The sequence below is a fragment of the Rudaea sp. genome, assembly GCF_057139185.1.
Map to the genome: position 1 here is coordinate 1 of NZ_DBNHDN010000045.1, position 20751 is coordinate 20751.

A 20751-nucleotide genomic window follows, 5' to 3' on the forward strand; every position below is an offset into this window, starting at 1 on the left:
GCTGGCGCAGGAAAGCCTTGGGGTTGCGCTCCGGATTGTTGAAGTCTAGGAACTTGCGCGTCAGCTCCTTGTAGTTCTGCCGGATGGCACCCCGGTTGTCTTTATAGAACTGCCACAGAAAACGAAAGAAGGCGAAATCCAGCGATGCGCTGGTCGTGCTGGCAGTTCTCTTGGTCGCGTTGCGCTTAGTCGCCATTGGCCACGCTCCCTTCCCACGATTCCGACAGCAAGTCGGTGATCTTCACGCGGATGGTGCCCGCATCGTCCGGCACCTTGTACGCGCCCTTGACCATCTCGGTCTTGCCTGGGATGTCCACCACCGCCGGTTGCAGGATCGCGCCGTCGTAGTTCCAGTCAATCAGCACCGACTCGGCCAGTTCCTTCCAGTCCTCGACCGCTTCCTTCTGGAGCGAGAGCTTTTGCAGCAGGTTCATCGGGTAGAACTTCTCGATGACCAGTTCGCCCTTCTTGATGGACACCCTGGCCTGCGAGTCGCGCTTGAACTCCAAGTCGGCCTTGTCGCGCAGGATGTCCACCACCTCCACGTCGATCTTGAAGGGTTTGGCGGCCAGTTCCAGTTGCGCGGCCAAGTCCGGCTCGTGCCCCATGCAGACGAGGGTGATCTTCTCGACCGGGCGGTTCGGGTGCTCGTTGTGTCGGTGCTGCCATGCTTTCTGGTCGAAGTTGTGGATCAGTTCGTTCAGATCGGCCCGCGTGGCGATGCGGTTGACGGGCATGATCTTGACCATGCGCCCGTCTTTCTCACCATCGAACACGGTGCTGAACTCCAGCTTTTGCACTTCCAGTGCTTCGACCAGCAGGTCTTTCGCCTGAACGGGGTTGCGAAAGATGTCGTAGTGATTGACCGTGTGAACCTCGAAGCCCGGATAAACCTTTGGTACCTTAAAGACATCAGTCCAGTCGCCAGCGGCTTCTTCGCCTTCCTCCTCGATGCTGGCTTGAATGTCGTCATCGTCACGCAAGCCGTTTTTGATGGTCGGCTGATAGTTTTCATCAGCCATCTCATCACGAATAGCAAGAAGTCTTTTCGAGGTGGTTTGAACTGACGCCAAGTTGATGTCGTTGCCGATATAGCGTCGACCGTATTTAGCGCTGACAGCTTGGGTTGTTCCTGATCCCATAAAACAATCGAAGACAATGTCGCCAGGATTCGAGTAAGCGAGGATGATCCGCTCCAGCAACGTCTCTGGCTTCTGAGTAGGGTAGCCCACCACTTCGACGCGATCAGCAGGCTGAAGCATAGGCAACCGCCAAACATCGTCAATCGTTTTATGAGTGGAATTTATATAGATGACGTTTCCATTCTCATCTTTGGCATTAACCAAAGACTGCGTTGCTTTGTCCCACACCCGTTTAATTTGCTGCACCGGCTTTTCTCGCTTTTCGCGCAGCTTATTGAATTGAAATTTGCCAGATTTTGAGTAGACAAGTATCACGTCATGATCAGACGCGAAACGATTGATGTTGCCCTGCATCTTGTTGTAGTAGTGCCAAACTATTTCGTTCTGAAACGTTCCTGCGCCAAAGATTTCATCCAGCAATGCGCGCAGATAATGCGATTTATGCCAATCGCAATGCAGACAGAAAACGCCATCATCGCTCAATAACTCTCGCATAAGGATCGCTCGTTCGTAGATGAATTGCAGGTATTCATCATTCGTCCAAACGTCCGTGTACTGCTTTTCTTCAAACGCCGTATATGCCGTCTCTGCGCTCTGCCTGTTTACCTTGATCGTTTTCTTGTACTCGATCTTCGAGTCAAACGGCGGATCGATGTAGATCAGGTCAACCTTGCCCCGGAACTCCTTCAGCAAGTGGCTCATCACCTGAAGGTTGTCGCCCCAGAAAATCTTGTTGCGCCAGCCATCCACTTCCTCGCCGTGGACTTCCTTCAACTGCGCCGGGTAATACTGCGTCGAGGTGAACGGGCGCTTGCCGCGCCAATTGAGCATCGGATAGCCCTTGATCGGCTCGAACTCGTACTTCTCGACGTTGGTGGTGCCGCCATCGGGTGTGGCCAGTTGCAGGCTTTCCTGCGCGGGTTGTTTGTCGCTCATAGGTCTTCTCGTCGGTGGCTGGTTGAATATTCTTGGCTGGAATTTCCCTGGTGGCGTTGGCGCGGGTGGCGGCGCAGGGTTTGCGGCCTCCAAAAGTCGGGCAGTCAGCGCGTTCTTTCGCCCTCTCGATTCAACGCCCGTCGCCTCGCAAACCTGCTTGATCTCGCTTTCGCCGAGATAACCGAGAAGCTCCTCGGGCTTGCATCGCCGCGCCGACGAGATCGCATCGACCAGCGCCTGACGTTTGCGTTTGTCCTCAACGCTCAATTCATAGTCATCGACGATCTGCCGAAGTGTTGAGGTGCTGGCAACTGCGATGATGCTCGGCTTCAATCTCATCGGCTTTTCCTGAATTTCCAGTTCTTGTTGTCGCAGTAGGCGCGCATGTCGCAGCTCTGGCACAGCTTGGCCGGGCGTGTTGCGATGCCGTAATCCTGCCGTTCGATGCGCGCCACGATGTCATCGAAGCGCGCGATGGTTTTGCCGATGGCGCGGTCATCCTTGCTGAAGGAGACGTAGGGGTTCCCGCCGTCCTCGCCGGTGTAGTAGAGGTGCATCCGGCTGACCTTCTGGCCGGTGCGCTCCTCGACCAGATGGGCGTACACCTCCAACTGGCTCTGGTACTGGCGCAGCCGCTCCCGATCCTTCTCCATGTCGGGCTTCTTCTCCGACTTGAAGTCGATGATCTCGACCGTGTCGTGCTCGCCGCGAATCAGGTCAACGCTGCCCTTGAGGATGTACTGATCCTTGACCAGCGAAATCTCGACCTCGGCTTCCTTGATGCGATCCCAGTTGCCGTTCTCGCGCTCGTAGTAGCGCAGCACGTGCAGCAGCGCCGCCTGCTGCGAACTGGGCGCGAGGTACACGCGCTCCTTCTTCGACAACAGGGCGTAGTTGGCCGCGAACCAGCTTTTGATACCCTCGAAGGTGATGGTGCCTTCCTCGCCGCGCAGCACGGTCTTGTGGATGTCCTCGATGGTTTGATGCACCAAGGTACCGAACAGCATCGGGCTTTCGCGGATGGCGGCGAACTCCAGTTCCTTGAAGAAGCGGTACTGCTCGGCGCAGTTCTCGAACACGGTGATGTCCGAGGTGAACGAGTATTCGCGCTTGAGGTTGATCTGTTTGACGGCCTCATAGGTCAGCGCCGACAGATCGACATCGCGCCAGCTCGGCACCTCGTAGAACAGGCGCTCAAAATACTTGGACGGCGACTTGCCCCGGCCTTGCTTCTCCTGCGCCGCCAGCACCAGCAGGTTCTGCGCACGCGAGAAGGCTGTGTAGAACAGTCGCCAGAAGTCGAAGTTCTTGATGTGGTCGAGCGGCTCGAATCGTTCCTTGGAGAGGTAGCCACCATCTTCCAGTAGTACGTCCAGTTCGCCGTACTGCTTGCGCGGCACCGCCTCCAGCGAGCCGCAGACGACCACCGGAAACTCCAGCCCCTTCGACTGGTGGACGGTGAGGAACGACACACAGCCCTTGGGCGCGTACTCGGATTCGTCCTCGTACTCGCCAATGCCGCCATCCTGCAGGAAGCGCAGGAACTGGTTGAACAGGTCGCGGATGTTCTTCTCCAGCCATTCCGGGTTCAACACGCTGACGAAATGCAGGTACTCGAACTTGGTGAGCAGCTTGGAGAAAGTGCCGAGGTTGCGCGCCGCGCGTCCCTTGTCCACGCCCTGCGCCGCCTCTTCGGTGAGAAAGCGCGAGAACAGCGGAAACTGGAGCAGTTGGTAAAACAGGCCGGAAAAGGCGTAGTCGGTGTTCTGCGTGAGCACGGCGTGGCGCTTGGCCAGCGGACGCGCCCAATCCAGCAGGGGCTTGTTTTCCGGCTTGCGCAACTCGTCGGTGAAGGGCTTGAAGCAGAGCTGGTCGTAGTAGTCCCAGATGTCCAGATGCACGCCTTCGGCCCATGCCCGCACCTTCGGGAACTGTGGGAACAGGAAGATCAGTGCGCCGATCATCATGCGGACTTCCTCGCGCTCGAAGAACATGTTCGAGCGGGGCGAGAACACAGGCACGCCCTGCGCTTCGAGGAAACGCGCCAGCGCCACCACCTTGTCGTTCTTCACCGAGCGGAACAGGAAGGCGACCTGATTCCAGTCCGTCAGCTTGCCGGACGCCTTCAGGCTGTGCAGGAAGGCCAGCACCTCGGCGTGCCAGTTGGTGGTTTCGCCCTTGTCGTCGCTGGCGGCCAGCCGCACAGCCGTGGGCATGTCGGGGAAGTCGTCCTCGCGCGGCACGATCTGCTTGGCGAAACGGAAGACGCGCGTGCCGTCGTCCCATTGCTGTTCCTTCATCCACTCGTTGTAGAAACGGATGATGTCCGGATGCGAGCGGTAGTTGACGGTCAGCTTGACCTGCTTGCACTGGCCGTCGTCGAACAGCGCGGGGAACTCCAGAATGTTGCGGATGGTCGCGCCGCGAAAGCGGTACAAGCCCTGATCGTCGTCGCCCACCACGCACAGATTCTTCTTCTCGCCCGCCAGCAGCAGGAGGATGCGTTCCTGAATGGTGTTGGTGTCCTGGTACTCATCCACCATCAGGTAGGACAGCTTTTCGCGCACCTGCGCCAGCACTTCGGGGCGCTTCTCCAGCAATTGCAGCGCCTCATACTGGATGCCGGAGAAGTCGAGCGAGTTGTTCTCCTGCAGCAGCTCCTGATACTTGGCGAAGCACGCGGCCAGCGCGCGAATTTCCACGTCGGGGGCGGCGGCCAGAGTGGCAACGTCGAGCGCTTCCTCGCTGACCTTGTTGAGCCACTTGAGCAGGTTTTCCGACTGCGCCCAGCGGCCCGATTGGTCGTCGCCCATGACGAGCTGGGCGTCCGGCAGTTCGCGGAACTCCTTGATGCGCTGGTACAGGAAGTATTGCTGGTCGAACTGGTCGAACAGCGTGAAGCTGCGCTTGAGCCGCGTGAACTCGCGGAAGTCTTCCAACAACCGCAGGCAGATGGAGTGGAACGTGCCGAGGTACATCTCGTTCAGGTTGAACTTGATGCCCAGATCGGTCAGCCGGTTGGAAATGCGCGTGGTCAGCTCGCGCGCGGCCTTGTCGGTGAAGGTGACGACAAACAGCGACTCCGGCGCAACGCCTTTCTGCGTGATGAGGTAGACGATGCGTTCGACCAGCGTGAAGGTCTTGCCGGAGCCTGGCCCCGCGATGATGAGCACCGGGCCGTCGGTGGCGAGGATTGCTTCTAGCTGCTGCGGGTTGGCGCTGGATTGAAGGGCGGCGCTGGTCATTCCGCTCCCTCGTCGTCATCGGCCATCGCCTTGCCGATGCGGCTGGCGATCCACTGATCCAGCTCGCCGCGCCGGAAGCGCCACGTGCCGCCGAGCTTGAATGCCGGGAGCTTGCCGTTCGCCGCAAGGCGATAGACCGTGCGCTTGCCTGCCTTCAGGTAGGCGGCAACCTCGTCAATCGTGAGGATTTCGTCCGGCTGGTCGCTCATCGGCTTTCCCATGTCGTCTGCGGTGCTTGGTTTACTGCCGTATCTTGTCATAATAGTCCATGAATGTGCAGACTTGAGCAAACATGGCACCGGAGTTGGTGCCTGACCTAGAGGGATGGCCGTGGGATCGAACTACGAGGCGATTTGCGAGGAGAACCGAGAGAGCTACGGCACCAAGGGCGCACAGAAGTCCGGCAAGCTGGCCGCAGGCCTGTACGACGACCGCACGCACTTCATCTTCGAGTTGCTGCAGAACGCCGAAGATGCCCTCGGTCGGCGCGGCGAGTGGAAGGGATCACGCAAAGTTGCCTTTAACCTGAGCCCGGCCTGCCTGACGCTTTCGCATTTCGGCAAGCCATTCGACGAGGCCGACGTTCGAAGCGTCTGTGACATCGCCGAGAGCACCAAGAACGAGGCGTCCATCGGACGTTTCGGCCTCGGCTTCAAGTCCGTCTACACCGTCACCGATCTTCCGGAGATTCACTCCGGCGACGAGGACTTCGCCATCGAGAACTACGTCTTCCCGAAACGGATGGCGCGTTCGGCGCGCGCGGCTGACGAGACGCAGATCGTTCTGCCCCTGAAATCGGAGGACGTGAGCGCAGCGCAGGACATCACGGCTGGATTCCGCCACTTGGGGCCCGGTGCGCTGCTGTTCTTGCGGAACATCGAAGAGATCAACTGGAGCGTCGAAGGTGGCGCGTCAGGGTTCTACCTGCGCAACGCTCCCGAGTCTCTTGGCGACAACGTCCATCGCGTAACCGTGATTGGCCAAGAAACCGGCAAAGCCGAAGTCGATCAGAATTGGCTGGTGTTCCACCGCGACGTGTTTTCTGCCGAGGGGCAGAAGATCGGACGGGTAGAAATCTCCTTCTCGCTGCTTGCGGTGAAGGACGCCCCAGACCGCTGGGCTGTGCAGCCGCTGGCCAAGTCGCCGCTGGTGGTGTTCTTCCCGACGGTGGTTGAGAGCCACCTTGGCTTCCTCGTGCAGGGGCCGTACCGTACCACGCCAAGCCGCGACAACATCCCGCCCGGCGATCCGTGGAATCAGCATCTGGTCAAGGAAACGTCCGGCCTGCTGGTAGAGGCGATGCGCTGGATGCGGGACAGGGCAATGCTGGATGTCGCGGCACTGCGCTGCCTGCCGCTTGACCGCGAGAAATTCCCGAAAGATTCGCGGTTCGCGCCGATGTTCGATGCCGTCCGGCAGGCGTTTCAGGACGAGGAGCTGCTTCCGACGTTCGATGATGGGCATGTCACCGCCCAGCAAGCCAAGCTGGCGCGAACGCAAGAGTTGCGCGAGCTGTTCAGCCCGGAACAGGTGGCGGCGCTGTTCGGTTCGGAGGTCGCTGCTTGGCTGTCCGGCGACATCACTCAGGACAAGGCCCCCGAGATTCGCCAGTACCTGATGCGCGAACTCGACATCGACGAGATCACGCCGACAAAACTGGTGCCGAGCCTGACGAAGTCCTTCCTTGAGGCGCAATCCGACGAGTGGGTGTCACGTCTGTACGAATTCCTGAGCGGCCAGGAGAAGGCGCTGCGTCGCCACCTGGACACCGTTCCGCTCATCCGCCTCGATGACGGTACGCACGTCGTCGCTCGCGAGAACGGAAAGGCCAAGGCCTTCCTGCCCAGCGCCATCGCCACCAGTTTTCCGACGATGCGCCGCGCGGTGTGCGCGACGCCTGAGGTGCGTTTGTTCCTGCTTTCGCTTGGCATCACCGAACCTGATCCTGTGGACGATGTCGTCTGGAACCTCCTGCCGAAGTACCAGCAGCAAGAGGTGGATGTGGACGACGACACCTACGCGGCCGATATCGAGCGCATCCGGGCGGCCTTCAACACTGATTCAACGGCGCAGAAGGAAAAGCTCCGGTCAGCCCTGCGCGACACCACCTTTGTGATGGTGGTCGACACTGGCGATGGCAAAGGCTACGTCGCCAAGCCCGGCGAGATCTACATCGCCACGGATCGTCTGCAGCAGCTCTTCGCCGGTGTGCCCGACATCTTGATCGTGGACAACGAATACGACTGCCTGCGCGGCGAGAGCATGCGCGAGCTACTGGAAGCGTGTGGTGCGTTGCGATATCCACGTCCCGTGGACGCGCCGAATGCGCTCTCGCGGGACGAGCGCCACGAGCTGCGGCGGCAAACGGGCCATGCAGAGACGTCTGGCATCAACGACCGGGTTGTCGATTGGCTGCTGCACGGCTTCGATGCCTTGATCGAACTGCTGCCCAAGCTCTCTTCCGAGCAGCGTGCCGAACGCGCCCGTCTGATCTGGGAAAGCTTGGGCGATCTGGAGGAACGTCGCGGGCGCGGCATCTTCGACGGCGCATACACATGGACGCATCACGGCGAACGCAGGACGCCGCCATTCCCGGCAGCCTTCCTGCGCCGTCTCAACAAAGCGGCTTGGGTGCCTGACGCGACTGGCGAGCTGGTACCGCCGGGCCTTGTGGTGTTCGACACGCTCGGCTGGAAACCCAATCCTTTCTTGCTGACCAAGATCGCGTTCAAGCCGCCGATCATCGACCAACTGGCCAAAGAAGCAGGCATCGACCCAGCAGCCCTCGATTTGCTTCGAAAGCTCGGCATCACCAGCGTCGACGACCTAACGTCCCGGCTGGGTATCACCACCCCACCCGAGGTCGATCCCGTACCCAGCACGATGCCCGACGAGGAGCCGGAAACCGCAGGTCAACCCAGCGGAGATGTCTATGACGACGCGCACGATCTGTACGGAGACGACATGCCGGACATTCTTCCCGGCACACCTGACCCGGATGGCGGCGACGGCGCGACAGGTGGCGCAGGGCGCGGCGGTCAGGCGGGGACTGGCACGGGAACGCCACACGGTGGCGGTCAGGGCAACGGCGGGGCACATGGTGGCTCAGGCGGCGGCCATTCCGGTGGAGGTGGCAAGGGCGGTGGCACCAGCGGCGGAGGGCAAGGAAAGCGGTCGCCCGGCTCGGCTGGCGGACGACCGTTCATTTCCTACCTTGGCGCTCATCCTGATGACGAGGAATCCGATCCGGATGGCCTCGATCAGGCAGCACGGATGAAGATCGAGGATCAGGCCATCGCCCTGATCATCTCGCTCGAACCTGGACTGAAGCGAACGCCCGAGGGCAACCCCGGTTTCGACCTCTTCGAGGTCAACGGCAGCGGCCAGCGAGTTCGATGGGTCGAGGTCAAATCGATGACGGGCACTCTGGAAAACCGGCCCGTAGGGTTGTCACACACGCAATTCGACTACGCCCGCGCGAAGGGAGATGCGTTCTGGCTGTATGTGGTCGAGCACGCGACCGACCTCGAAAAGGCGCGGGTGCTCCGGATTCAGAATCCCGTGGCACACGCGCGGACGTTTACGTTCGACCACGGCTGGAGCCAGATCGCCCGAACCGAGCCGCCAACTTCGTCTGAACCGAAAGCTTGATCCATGTCCACCCTCAAATCCATGACCGGGACTGCGCTGGAACATTCGGCGCTCAAACAGCGCCATCGACTGGTGCGCGACGGACATCCGACCAGCCTGACATTACGAATCCATCGAGCCTTGAGCTGGCTGAATCGCGCCGAGCAGGCGGAAGACGTGGACGGCAGATTCATCTTCTTGTGGATTGCCTTCAATGCCGCCTACGCGCAGGAACTCGACGACAGCGACCGCACATCCGACAAGGCCACCTTCACGGCCTTCCTCCAGAAGCTCTGCGACCTCGACACCGGCAAGCGCATCGACGACCTGATCTGGAAGGAATTCTCCGGCAGCATCCGAACCCTGCTCGACAACCCTTACGTTTTCCACCTGTTTTGGGAGTTCCAGCGCGGCCGGATCGATGAGGGCGAATGGAAGGATCGGTTCGCCAGCGCGAAGAAGTCGGCGCAGATCGCGCTGGCCAGCGGCAACACGCCCGTGCTGCTCTCGGTGATGTTCAACCGCCTTTACACGCTGCGCAATCAACTGATCCACGGCGGTGCGACGTGGGACGGCAAGGTCAACCGCGACCAGTTGCGGGATTGCACCCGGCTGTTGGGCAAGCTCGTCCCAGTGATCATTGCGGTAATGATGGACAACCCCAACGCGCTGTGGGGCGAGGCCGTCTATCCCGTCGTCGATCAGGACGCCTGAAATGGGGTTTGTGCAAAGGCACTGCGCGAAATGAGCGAAATCAGCGAAATGAGAGCGCCGACAAGCACTTGCAGGCGTTTTGGCCCGGCGAAACGAGCGAAATGAGCTTCCGCGCTACGCGAGCCGGTACACGCGCGTCGGCGTGCCCGGCGCATCGGTGGGGCGTTCGACCGTTTGCACGCTGATCTTGGGTGGCGTGCAGGCCAGCAGGTGCTCCAGACAGGCGTCGATCCGCGCCTTCGGCACCTTGCCACGGAAGCATTCGGCGCTGATCTGGCTGCGCTTGGCCTGACCGCGTTCGCGGAGAAAGGCCAACACTCGGTTTGACAGTTCCCGAACCTGCGCCTGCTTCGCTTCCTCGGCAGCACTGACGAACACGAAGCGCACGGACGCCGTGGCGTGCCGAATCCACGCCATCGCCGCATCGATGTGCGGGACATCAATGCGGGTTTGCAGGTCGGCCAGCGCCAGCAGCATCGCCAACCGCAAGAGCATCGGCGCACGGCGCTCCAGCAACGCACTGACCGTGCCGTCACCGAGACCGTCGTTCAACTCGCCCCGGTAGAGCTGGGCGTAGCGCCACTGGGCCTGCGGCGACAGTTCCATCCGCAGGTGGTCACGCTCATCGTGCCGGTCGGCGTGGACGAAGGCCAGCACTTCCAGCGTCCGGCGTGCCAGATGCTCGACCACGGCCTGCGGCGTTTCCTTCGGGAACGGCAACATCCGCGACCGCTCGGCCCAGATCATCAGGAAGCGATTGGCAAAGCCGTTGGTGAGGTCGCGCGCGCTCATCAGGCCGGTCAATTCGCTGGGCGAGATCGCGCCACTCAGGCAGACGTGCGGATCGCTGGCGTAGAGCCGGTTCGATTTGGTGGCGGGCTTGAGATCGACGCCATCCCAACAGTCGCGCAGCGCCGCAGACAGCGTGTTGCCGTCGCGCCGTCCCTGATGCAGCACGTTGGCGAATTCCGACTCGACCACCCACAGGCGCTTGTCCTCGATGGCGGGCACGTCCTGCCGACCTTGCCGGTAGCCGTCGTGCATCAACGCCACCAGCCCTTCGCGTGTGGACAGGCCGCCGCGATGAACCTGCGGTGCGAAGGTGTCGTCCATCGCCCGCAGCGCCTGATCGATGCGCAGCACCAGCGACACCGCATCGCCCTTGCGGCCACGGCCCGAGCGCCCGATGTGCAGGCAGAACAGGCGGGCGTGGTGCCGGGTGTTGCCGATGGGCAGGTACACGCCGCGCCCGACTGCGCAGGACAGGTAGGCCATGAAGTTGGCGGCGATAGCGATGGCGTTGGTCTCCGTGCCTTCGCTGCCCGCGCGGGCGACGTCGCCGATCAGGCCATAGAGGCACGCCGCATCGGCATCCGGTGCGTTGCGATGGCCCACCACGGTTGCACCGTCCTCGTCATCGGTGGCGTCCTGCGGTGATGCTCCGTGAGATGAAGAGGTGTCATCGACGATCCGGCGCATTCGTCATTTGCCGTCCAGCGCCACGGTCTGGACGATGTTTTCAAACTCGGTCAGCACGTCCGGCTGGCGTTGCGACAGATAGCGAAGCACGGCTTTGTTGCCGACCAGCTTGCCGAGGTAGCCGCGCGCCAGCACCAGAAGCAGCACGTCCTGACCGTAGGATTTTTCGACCAGCTTCAGTTGATTCTGGATATTTCCCATTTCGCGCTCCATCTTGACCATCTGTTCCGCCGTGACGCCGGAGAGCTTGCGGGGGCGTTTTTCGCTGACCAGCAGAGCCGGTGGTGTCGCGGCCAACAATGCCTCGGCGTAGGCGACGGTCATGTTGTTGGCGGTCAGCATCAGTTCCACGCATTCGACCTGCCGCGTGGGTTTCATCTTGCGCAGCACCGCACCGAGGTTGGCAGAAAAATGCTGATCCTTGAGCATCTCGACGGCTTCCGGGCAGATGCCTTCGAGCAGGCTCACCTTCTTGTGGATCTGGCTGACGTCCACGTTCAACGCCTTGGCCAGTCGGTCGGGCGTGACGCCGCGCTCGACCGCACGCCGGAGCATCTGGTGCTCCTGAATGGACGTGATGCGGTTGATCCGGTTGTTGTAGGTGTAGCTTTCGTCATCGGTGGCGATCAGGCACGGCGCGTCGGTGTAGCCGAGCTGCTGCAAGGCCAGCAGCCGGATGTGGCCGTCGAGCAGGATGTGTTGGCCAGTGGACTTGTCGGCTTTGCCCACGCTCAAGGGTTCGATCAACCCAACGGCCTCCATCGACGCCATGATCTGCTTGAATTTGCGCGAGGTTTGCAAACCCTCCGGCGGTTTGCGCGACGGCAGAAGCCGATCCAAGGCCAGCGTGATCGGCTCCGGGATGAAGCCCAGTGGTGGTTGACTCATGCCGCGTGGCCTCCACCCCAGATGCGCTCGGCCAGTTGCTTGGGCAGGGTGTCCAGCCCTTCGGCACGCAGCAGATTGGAAAAATGCTCGTCGGCCAGCAACTGCCGCAGCGCCTCGATCACGAACAGCAGACGCTGCTGCGTGAACTCGGCTTTCTTGATGGTCAGCTTCTGGCGCTCGACCTCGTTCTGGTAGTTGCGCACCAGACTGGAGGTGGTGACTGCCGCGCCTTTGCGCGCAGGCCGGTGTTTCAGCGTCTTGCCCAAGGTATTGCGTCGCTGAAGCACGCGCCGCGTCTGCATCAGTTGCCCGCCGCGCAACTGGCCGCTTTCGTAGGCGTCCTGCAATGCAGCCTGCACGGCTTCCTCGTCGCTTGCGCCTGCGATGGTGATGGCGACATTGAGCGGAATGCGTCCAGACTCCACGGCAGCCAGCAGGCGTTCCTCGCCTTTCTCGAACAGCAGCAGAATGCCCTTGATGTAATCGAGGCTCAGGCCGATTTTTTGGGCGATGACACGCTTGTCGTAGCCTTGTTCGTTCAACTGCTTGATGCTCACCAGCAGCTCCAGCGCGCTGTATTTGCGACGGGCGATGTTCTCGGTCAGGCTCATGATGAAGGCGTCCTCGTCGTTCACCGCGACGACCAACGCCGGAATCTGCTTCTCGCCGAGCGACCGGAAGGCCTTGAGCCTGCCTTCGCCGCAGATCAGCAGAAAGCGTTTGCCGTCCTCCAGGCCATCGCGGGGAGTGACCGTGACCGGCTTCTTCAGGCCGATGCTCTTGATGTTGCCGACGATCTCCTCGAACACCCGGCCATTGCGGTCACGCGGGTTGAGCACGGCGATCTGATCGACCGGGATCATCTGCAAGTCGGTGGCGTGGTGCTTTTTCGTCATGCAACTCTCCTCAAACGGCTGCGCTCGGCCATGCCATAGAGGTAGTCCAGGCTGTCGAAGCGGTAACTCTCGAACTCGATGCTGTTGTGGTCGGCCAGATGGATGCGGGGTTGGCCGAAGTCCAGGCGCGGCAGCAGGTAGTAGTCCAGCGCAGCCTGATTGCTGTCGTCCAGCCGCACGGCGACCGTGACGTCCGGCGTCAGGCTGGTGTCGAAGCGCACCTTCCAGCGACGGCGACCATCGTCGAGCACGTTGCAGCGCGAGAGCACCAGCGACACCGTGAACTCGCGATTGACGGTGAGCAGGTCGGTCGCCGGATCGCGCACGACCGTGCCGCCGACCTCGGTGATCATCTTCTCCGTCTGGCTGACGATTTCCGGGTGCAGGCGGCGCAGGAACTGATTGACCTCCAGATACTGATAGTCCCGATCCGGCGTGAAGCCTACCGTCTGGTAGGCGCGGATCAGGCTGCCGAAGCGGTGCGCGTAGGCCGCTGCCGAAGGCATTCCCTCGGTCTCGTTGATGATCAGGCCCGAGAGGTAGCCATGCTGCTGGAACAGGCGGCGCAGCTTCTCGACCAGTTCCTCGTCGGTGTAGCGATGCGCCCGTGCGCGCAGAATGCCCTGCGCTGTGTAGAACAGGTCGGGCGGCACGATGCCCTCGAACGCGCCTTCCTTCTTGATCCACATCTCCGGCTGGTTCACCACACGCACCTTCTTGAGCTTGAAGGAGCGCCGGTTGTAGACGTTGTTGCCGATGTACTTCTCGTTTGACAGCACCTCGCGCACCGTGGCCCGCGTCCAGTCGCGCCCGAGGTCGGTCTGGATGCCCTTGACGTTGAGCCGGTCGGCGATTTCCGATTCGAACAGGTTGCCCTCGACGAACCAGCGGTAGATCTGGTTCACGACCGCGACTTCCTCGTCGGGGCCGGGTTGCAGGATCACGCGGTCGGTTTGCAGGCTCTTGTGCTCGCCGCGCGAAAGCTGCCCCTTCACGGAACCGGACTGGTCGATCAGCACGCGCCGCAGGCCGTAGCCCGCTGGCCCGCCTTGCCGAAAACCGAGTTCGATCAGGCGGCACTGGCCCGCGAACACCTTCGCCGACAGCTCGCGGCTGTATTCGCCCGCCATCGCACGCTTGACGCCCTTGACGATGGTGGACACGGGCGACCCATCGTTCTCGAACTGCTCGGCGCAGTAGGCCACCTGAATCCCGGCGCGGCGGCAGATGTACTCGTAGTAGGCGCTCTCGTCGGCGTCCTGGAACCGACCCCAGCGGCTGACGTCGTAGACGAGGATGATCTGGAAGTCAGCCTTGCCCGCCTGCACATCGGCGATCAGTTGCTGGAGAGCCTGCCTGCCATCGATGCGCAGCCCACTCTTGCCCTCGTCGGCGTAGGTGCGGACGATCTCAATGTTGCGCCGGGCGGCGTACTCGCGGATTTTGTCGCCCTGGTTCTCCGTCGAGTATTGCTGGTGCTCGGTGGACATGCGCACGTATTGCGCGGCTCGGTACGCAGGAGGTGATTCGGATTTGTCCGACGATGAATCTTGCAGTTGCATGGTGCCCGGTCGCTCGCTGAAATTGTCGAAGTCGCTCTCGGGCCGTCTGCTCCTTTCAATGGCAATGGCGCTGCCGAGAGGCAGTGACGCACGCACTCTGAATCGTTGCCACGCAGGGTGATCGAGAACACATTTGGGAACGACGATAGCGACCGGCTGCCGAGGCGTCGATCAAGTCATCTCTTTGCACACGTCCTTTTTGCAGGCGCAATCGATGCTCACGGGCGTGATCTCGACCAGCCACGCATCGCCTTCCTCTGGGAAAGGCGCGGGAATTCGCCGCAGCCGGTACAGGCCAGACGGCAGAATTGACACGTCCATTTTTGCAAGACCGTTGCCCACGCCATTGGCGCTTCCGTTCTGACCACCTTTCACGGCATCGGGATTGTCGGCACGATAGGCACGCCAGTAGTCGGGATGCCGGTCGAACCACGCGCGCTGGGCATCACGCTGGTTGTCGCGGTAGTCCGGATCGGTGCGAAGCTTGTGCTGCTGCCAGCGCAGCTTGCGAGCGCGTTGGCATTCGGCGGACGAGCAGTAGGTCTGGTTCGGGACTTGGGGGCGGGGCTGAAAGGCTTGGCCGCAGTGCGCGCAATTTCGGGGCATCGTCGTGATCTCCATGCAAAACCTGCATGGAGCTCGTGGCGGTGATAGTCGCAGGCCCATCCCCGAGGGCGCTCCTCCATTTCTACGCCCATTTACGCCCAATTCTGCCGCTTGTTGAAATGGGTGTAAATGGGTGTATTATTGGTTTATGTTCCGAACCGACACCCTCCAGATCACGCCGGAGGTCTTGGGCCTGGTCGCCCGGATCGACGAATTCAAAGGTGCGTGGCGCGCTTTGGGCACGCTTGCACCCGACCGCCTGTCGGCGTTACGGCGTGTGGCCACCATCGAGAGCATCGGCTCATCCACTCGCATTGAAGGCAGCAAGCTCTCCGACCGGGAGGTCGAGCGGCTGCTGTCCAACCTCGCCATCAAGAAGTTCGACTCACGGGATGAGCAGGAGGTCGCCGGGTACGCCGAGCTGATGGATTTGATCTTCCGGGCATGGGAGGACATCCCCTTCACCGAGAACCACGTCAAGCAGCTGCATCAGATCCTGCTGCAGTACAGCCAGAAGGACGAGTGGCATAGGGGCGGCTACAAGACCAACTCGAACAGCGTCGCGGCCTTCGATGAGAACGGCACGCAAATAGGCATCGTCTTCGAGACAGCCACGCCATTCGACACGCCGCGCTTGATGACTGAGCTGCTGGCATGGGTCAGCGATGAGCGCGAAAAAGCCGTGCTGCATCCCTTGCTCATCATCGGCATCTTCGTGGTCGTGTTCCTCGAAATCCACCCGTTTCAGGATGGCAACGGGCGTTTGAGCCGCGTGCTGACGACCCTGTTGCTGCTACAGGCGGGCTACGCCTATGTCCCGTACAGTTCGCTGGAAAGTGTGATCGAGGCCAGCAAGGAAGGCTACTACCTCGCGTTGCGGCAGACGCAGGGCACGATCCGCACCGACGCCCCGAACTGGCAACCGTGGCTGCTGTTCTTCCTGCGCTCTCTGGCTGAGCAGGTTCGGCGTCTGGAGAAGAAGGTCGAGCGCGAAAAGATCGTGCTGGCCGCGCTGCCTGATCTGTCACTGCAAATCGTGGAGTTCGCCCGTGAGCACGGGCGCGTCACGATGATGGATGCGATCAAGTTGACCGGGGTCAGCCGGAACACCCTGAAGCAGCACTTCCGCGACCTGACCGAACGCAACCATCTGGAGCAGCACGGCAGCGGGCGTGGCGTTTGGTATGGATTGAAGTGACTGGCCTGTTCGATTCCGTGTTTGAGGATCGAACCGCCGACCGTTCATGGTCTGTGGCAGCGAGCAAATGCGCGGGGGCGGCCCATTTTCCCTCGGATGCGCGACCAGTGTAGAATCACGCCCACGGTGGCAATGCCCGTGTGGCAGGGAAGTTCCCTCTACCCGGGAACTACACCACCAATGACGTCGTCACGTCACACTGAAACCGCGCCACGGCGCGGTTTTTTCTTGCCCGATTGCACCTCTGCGCAACGCGGGGCATGATGCCCGCTGGTCGACTTGGGTGCCAAGCGTTCACGGCAGGCAGTCGCGCCAGGATGAGGTCGTGACCACCGACAAAGGCAAGGTTGGGAAATCATCGGTATCGAATCCGGCTGGACGGTCAGCCGGCAGGGAGCCCCATTCGATTTCGACCGGGTTCGACCTCAACGGCGGCGAATACTGCTTGGGCCTGCGTGAAGAACGCTTTGGTCTGCTCATCGAGCACGCCGGCGACGGCTTCTTCCTGCACGACGGCAAGGGGCGCATCCTCGACGTCAACCTGCGTGCCTGCCGGAATACCGGCTACTCGCGCCAGCAACTGCTGCGCATGCGTGTCACCGACCTCATCATCGATCCTGGCCAAGAGCGATTCGAGGAACTCCTCTCCCGCATCGGGCCGGGCGACGCCAATACGTTGCTTGCCTGCTGTCGCCGCAAGGACGACAGCGAGTTCCCGGTCGAAATGCGCGTTTCCTGCCTGCTCATCCACGGCAGGGAGGTATTCCTCAGCATGGCGCGCGACATCACCGAAATGAAGGAGGTCGAGGCTGCGCTGCGCCGCAGCGAGGCGCGCTGGCAGTTTGCGCTCGACGGCTCCGGCGACGGCATCTGGGATTGGGACCTGCGCTCCGGCCAGGTGTTCTACTCGCGCCAGTGGAAGGCGATGCTCGGCTACGCCGAGGATGAAGTCGGATCCTCCGTCGCCGACTGGTCCGATCGCGTGCATCCGGACGATTTGTCGCGTTGCTGGGAGATCGTGCGACACCATCTGCGCGGCGAGTCGCAGGACTTCGCGCTCGAGCATCGCATGCGCGCGAAGGACGGTTCCTGGCACTGGATCTACGATCGTGGCAAGGTGATCGAACGCGACGCGAACGGCGAGGCTCTGCGCGTCGTCGGCACGCACACCGACATCACGATGCGGCGACAGGGCGAAGACGCGATTCTCCAGCTCAACCAGCGCCTGCAACTGGCGAACCGCATCAGCGGCATCGGCGTATGGGAGTTGCCAGACTTGGCCGCGGCACGCTTCTTCTGGGACGAGCAGATGCATGCGCTTTACGGACTCGCGCCCGGCGCATTCGACGGCAGCCTCGATCAGTGGCTTTCGTTGCTGCATGCGGACGACGTACAGCGCGTGCATGCCGAGTGGGATGCCGCTCTGGCCGGCACGATCGTGCCCTCCTTCCACAGTGAATTCCGCATCGTGCGCGCCGACGGCGAGCAGCGCCACTTGCGTGCGCAGGCGCGGATCTTTCGCGCGGAAGACGGCCTGGTGCTGCGCGTGCTCGGCGTCAGCTGGGATATCACCACATCCCGGTTGGCGGCGGAGGCGATGCAGCGCGCCAAGGAGGCGGCCGAAACCGCCGAACGTGCGAAGAGCGAATTTCTCGCGATGGTCAGCCACGAGATTCGCACGCCGATGAACGCCGTGCTGGGAATGACCCGACTTGCCCTGCGCACCGACTTGGCGCCGGAACAGCGCGCCTATCTCGACAAGGTCAACGCCTCGGCGCAGACCCTGATCACGATCATCAACAACATTCTCGATTTTTCCAAGATCGAAGCCGGCAAGCTCGAACTCGAGGAAGCAGAATTCACTTTGGAAGCCGTGCTCGAATCGGTGTCCTCCGTGACCGCGGTGAAAGCCGAGGAGAAAGGGCTCCAGATCGCCTACTCGATTGCTCCGGGGGTACCCAAGCGTCTGGTCGGCGACTCGTTGCGCCTGGGCCAGGTGCTGATCAACCTGGTGAACAACGCGATAAAATTCACCGAATGCGGCGAGGTCACGGTGTCGATCGAAGCCGCGGGCCGCAGCGCCAGCGGCCGCGTGACCCTGTCCTTCGCGGTGCGCGACACCGGCATCGGCCTGGATGCGGACCAGATCGCGGGGCTGTTCCACGCGTTCCACCAGGCCGACAGCCATGTATCACGCCACTACGGCGGCACCGGGCTCGGGCTGGCTATCTGCAAGCAACTAGTCGAGCTCATGGGCGGGCGGATCGGTGTATCGAGCGCGCCCGGCCACGGCAGCACGTTCCATTTCACGATCGAAGCAGGCGCGCAGGCGGTCGATGCGCATCGCCACACGCGGCTCGCCGACGACCAGGTGCCGGCGCAAGCGGGCAAGGCGACGGCAGCGGACGCAAGGCCACGGCCCGTGACGCAAGCCCTCGCCGGTCGTCGCATCCTCGTCGTCGACGACAATCAGCTCAACCGCGAAGTTGCCAGTGGTTTCCTGCTCGCGGCCGGCATGCAGGTCGGAACCGCGGTCGACGGCCGCGATGCGCTCGAGCGGATGCACGAATGCGATTACGATGCGGTGCTGATGGACATCCACATGCCCGGCATGGACGGACTCGCTGCCGCGCGCGCGATCCGCATGCACGGACACTGGGCGAATCTGCCGATCATCGCCCTGACCGCGCGCACGCGGACCGAAGACCGCGAAAGCAGCTCCGCGGCCGGCATGAACGCCCACCTGACCAAACCGATCGACGACGCGACGCTGTACGCGACCCTGGCGCAGATGCTGACGCCGTTGCCGCAGACCGGCGCCGGCCGGGTACCGCCGGATACGACGGCAGCCCGCAGCCGCGACGGTGACGTGCAAGACCAACCTGCATTTTCGACCCGGCTGGATCTCCAGGCCGCACTCGAACATCTCGGCGGCAGGCGGGAGCTGCTGGTTCGCCTGCTGCGCGGGTTCGTCCAGGACTTCCACAGCATGCCAATGCAGCTGGCCGACGACCAGCGCCATGGGAGATTGGCCGCGGTCGCCGCACAGGCACACGTGGTGTACGGCGCCGCTTCCTACCTGCACGCCGAAGATCTGTGCAAGGCCGCCGCGCAACTCGAAGACGCCGCCCGGCGCATGCTGCCGGACGCCACGCGATACGTATGGCATTTCGTCCACCAGCTCGAAGCGGTGCTGGCCGAAATCGGCGATGTGCTTGCGCGCGACCCCGAGCTGCCGTCAAACCCGCGCGTCGGCGACGTGGCGGCCGCCTCGCGTTTGATCGACGAAGTCGAACCGCTGATCTCGTCCGGCGACTACGCGGCCCAGGCCTTGCTCGCCGAGATCGCCGCGCACGTGGCGGACACGCCGCTGACCACGTTGGCCGCGGCCGCGCGCCTGCACTTCGATCGTCTCGAACTCGACGATGCACGGCATGCGCTGCAGCGACTTCGCACGGCAGTCGATCGCGACGCCAATGCCGGAACCCCGCCGACATGAGCACGACCGTGCCACCCACCGTGCTGATCGTCGACGACGACCGCATCAACCGCACCTTGCTGGCCGAACTGCTGCAGGACGACTGTCGCATCATCCTGGCCCGCGATGGCGAATCCGCAATCGCGCGCGCGCGCGAAGAACCCGACATCGACCTGATCCTCCTCGACGTCTCGATGCCGCAGATGGACGGCTATGAGGTGATGAAGAAGCTTCGCCAGGAACCCCACACCGCGACCACCGCGGTGATCTTCATCACCGCTGCCACCGAAACCGGCAGCGAGGAGTTCGGGCTGTCGCTCGGCGCGATCGACTATTTGCACAAACCGATCCGACCGGCCATCGTCCATGCGCGTGTGCGCAACCACCTGAAGTTCGTCGCGCAACGCAAGGAACTCGAACAGCTTGCGGACCGCGATGGCCTCACCGGCATCGCCAACCGACGCCGCTTCGACCTGGCTCTCGAGCGCGCATGGTGGCACGCGGTGCGCGCCGGCGAGCTGCTCAACCTCGCGATGATCGACGTCGATCATTTCAAGCGCTACAACGACCGCCACGGGCACAGCGCCGGCGACGAAGCGCTGCGCGAGATCGCGCAGGTGCTCGCCCGCACGGCAAGACGCAGCGGCGAAGTTGCCGCGCGCTACGGCGGCGACGAATTCGTCCTTCTGCTCTCGACCGGGACAGATCTCGAAAACGTGCTGGAGCAGGCCCGCCGCGAAGTGGCCGCGCTGAACCTAGCGCGCGCCAGCGCGAATCGGAGCACCGTCATCACCATCAGCTGCGGCGGCGTGACCGCTGACGTCAGGAGCGTCTCGTCGCCCGCCGCGCTGCTCCAGCAGGCCGATGCGCTGCTCTACAAAGCCAAGCACCAGGGCCGCAACCGCGTGCTCGTGCAGGCCTGTGCGCCGCGACCCGGAGAAAACAGCCACTAGTCGCGGACGGTCGCACGGACCCGC

At 62.3% G+C, this 20751-nt stretch carries 14 protein-coding genes; 5 read left to right on the top strand and 9 right to left on the bottom strand.

Annotation, left to right across the window (positions count from 1 at the left end; genetic code table 11):
* The 4 genes from AC16HO_RS15690 to mads1 form a co-directional block, all read right to left on the bottom strand.
* Positions 1–196, bottom strand: a 196-nt coding sequence (locus AC16HO_RS15690; RefSeq protein WP_484335577.1) for a hypothetical protein, incomplete at its 3' end; no start/stop codon positions are given.
* A complete protein-coding gene (locus AC16HO_RS15695; RefSeq protein ID WP_484335578.1) occupies positions 186–2417 on the bottom strand; it encodes a DNA methyltransferase in 2232 nt (743 codons plus the stop codon). The genes AC16HO_RS15690 and AC16HO_RS15695, both read right to left, overlap by 11 nt.
* Positions 2414–5323 carry an ATP-dependent helicase gene (locus AC16HO_RS15700; protein WP_484335579.1) on the bottom strand — a complete coding sequence of 970 codons (2910 nt, stop codon included), beginning with the start codon at positions 5321–5323 and terminating at the stop codon, positions 2414–2416. The genes AC16HO_RS15695 and AC16HO_RS15700 overlap by 4 nt, the downstream gene beginning before the upstream one ends.
* The gene (gene mads1, locus AC16HO_RS15705) at positions 5320–5532 is read right to left on the bottom strand and encodes a methylation-associated defense system helix-turn-helix domain-containing protein MAD1 (protein WP_484335580.1); all 213 of its coding nucleotides are present in this window, start codon (positions 5530–5532) and stop codon (positions 5320–5322) included. The genes AC16HO_RS15700 and mads1 overlap by 4 nt, the downstream gene beginning before the upstream one ends.
* 121 nt (positions 5533–5653) lie before the next feature.
* Here mads1 and AC16HO_RS15710 point away from each other — a divergent pair, with 121 nt between their 5' ends.
* Positions 5654–8974 (top strand): sacsin N-terminal ATP-binding-like domain-containing protein, encoded by a 3321-nt coding sequence (locus tag AC16HO_RS15710; RefSeq protein ID WP_484335581.1) that lies wholly within the window; start codon positions 5654–5656, stop codon positions 8972–8974.
* A gap of 3 nt (positions 8975–8977) precedes the next feature.
* Positions 8978–9667, top strand: a complete 690-nt coding sequence (locus tag AC16HO_RS15715) for a HEPN domain-containing protein (protein ID WP_322548489.1) — start codon at positions 8978–8980, stop codon at positions 9665–9667.
* 114 nt (positions 9668–9781) lie between these two features.
* Here AC16HO_RS15715 and AC16HO_RS15720 read toward each other — a convergent pair whose 3' ends face one another.
* From AC16HO_RS15720 to AC16HO_RS15740, 5 genes are all read right to left on the bottom strand, one after another.
* Positions 9782–11146, bottom strand: coding sequence for a YfjI family protein (locus tag AC16HO_RS15720; RefSeq protein WP_395642173.1), 1365 nt, complete (start codon positions 11144–11146; stop codon positions 9782–9784).
* A gap of 3 nt (positions 11147–11149) precedes the next feature.
* Positions 11150–12034 (bottom strand): plasmid partitioning protein RepB C-terminal domain-containing protein, encoded by an 885-nt coding sequence (locus tag AC16HO_RS15725; protein WP_149100781.1) that lies wholly within the window; start codon positions 12032–12034, stop codon positions 11150–11152.
* A complete protein-coding gene (locus AC16HO_RS15730; RefSeq protein ID WP_484335582.1) occupies positions 12031–12897 on the bottom strand; it encodes a plasmid partitioning protein RepB C-terminal domain-containing protein in 867 nt (288 codons plus the stop codon). The genes AC16HO_RS15725 and AC16HO_RS15730 overlap by 4 nt, the downstream gene beginning before the upstream one ends.
* 29 nt (positions 12898–12926) lie before the next feature.
* A complete protein-coding gene (locus tag AC16HO_RS15735) occupies positions 12927–14492 on the bottom strand; it encodes a recombinase family protein (RefSeq protein ID WP_395642175.1) in 1566 nt (521 codons plus the stop codon).
* 171 nt (positions 14493–14663) lie between these two features.
* Positions 14664–15113 (bottom strand): hypothetical protein, encoded by a 450-nt coding sequence (locus AC16HO_RS15740; RefSeq protein ID WP_395642176.1) that lies wholly within the window; start codon positions 15111–15113, stop codon positions 14664–14666.
* 133 nt (positions 15114–15246) lie between these two features.
* Here AC16HO_RS15740 and AC16HO_RS15745 point away from each other — a divergent pair, with 133 nt between their 5' ends.
* The 3 genes from AC16HO_RS15745 to AC16HO_RS15755 all read left to right on the top strand — a co-directional run bounded on the left by AC16HO_RS15745 (position 15247) and on the right by AC16HO_RS15755 (position 20727).
* Complete coding sequence (locus AC16HO_RS15745) at positions 15247–16296, top strand: Fic family protein (RefSeq protein WP_395642177.1); 1050 nt, start codon at positions 15247–15249, stop codon at positions 16294–16296.
* Between the two features lie 325 nt (positions 16297–16621).
* Complete coding sequence (locus AC16HO_RS15750) at positions 16622–19795, top strand: PAS domain-containing protein (RefSeq protein ID WP_395642178.1); 3174 nt, start codon at positions 16622–16624, stop codon at positions 19793–19795.
* On the top strand, positions 19792–20727 hold the full coding sequence (locus AC16HO_RS15755) for a GGDEF domain-containing response regulator (RefSeq protein WP_395642179.1): 936 nt from the start codon (positions 19792–19794) through the stop codon (positions 20725–20727). Before AC16HO_RS15750 ends, AC16HO_RS15755 begins: the two co-directional genes overlap by 4 nt.
* The last annotated feature ends 24 nt before the right edge of the window (positions 20728–20751 follow it).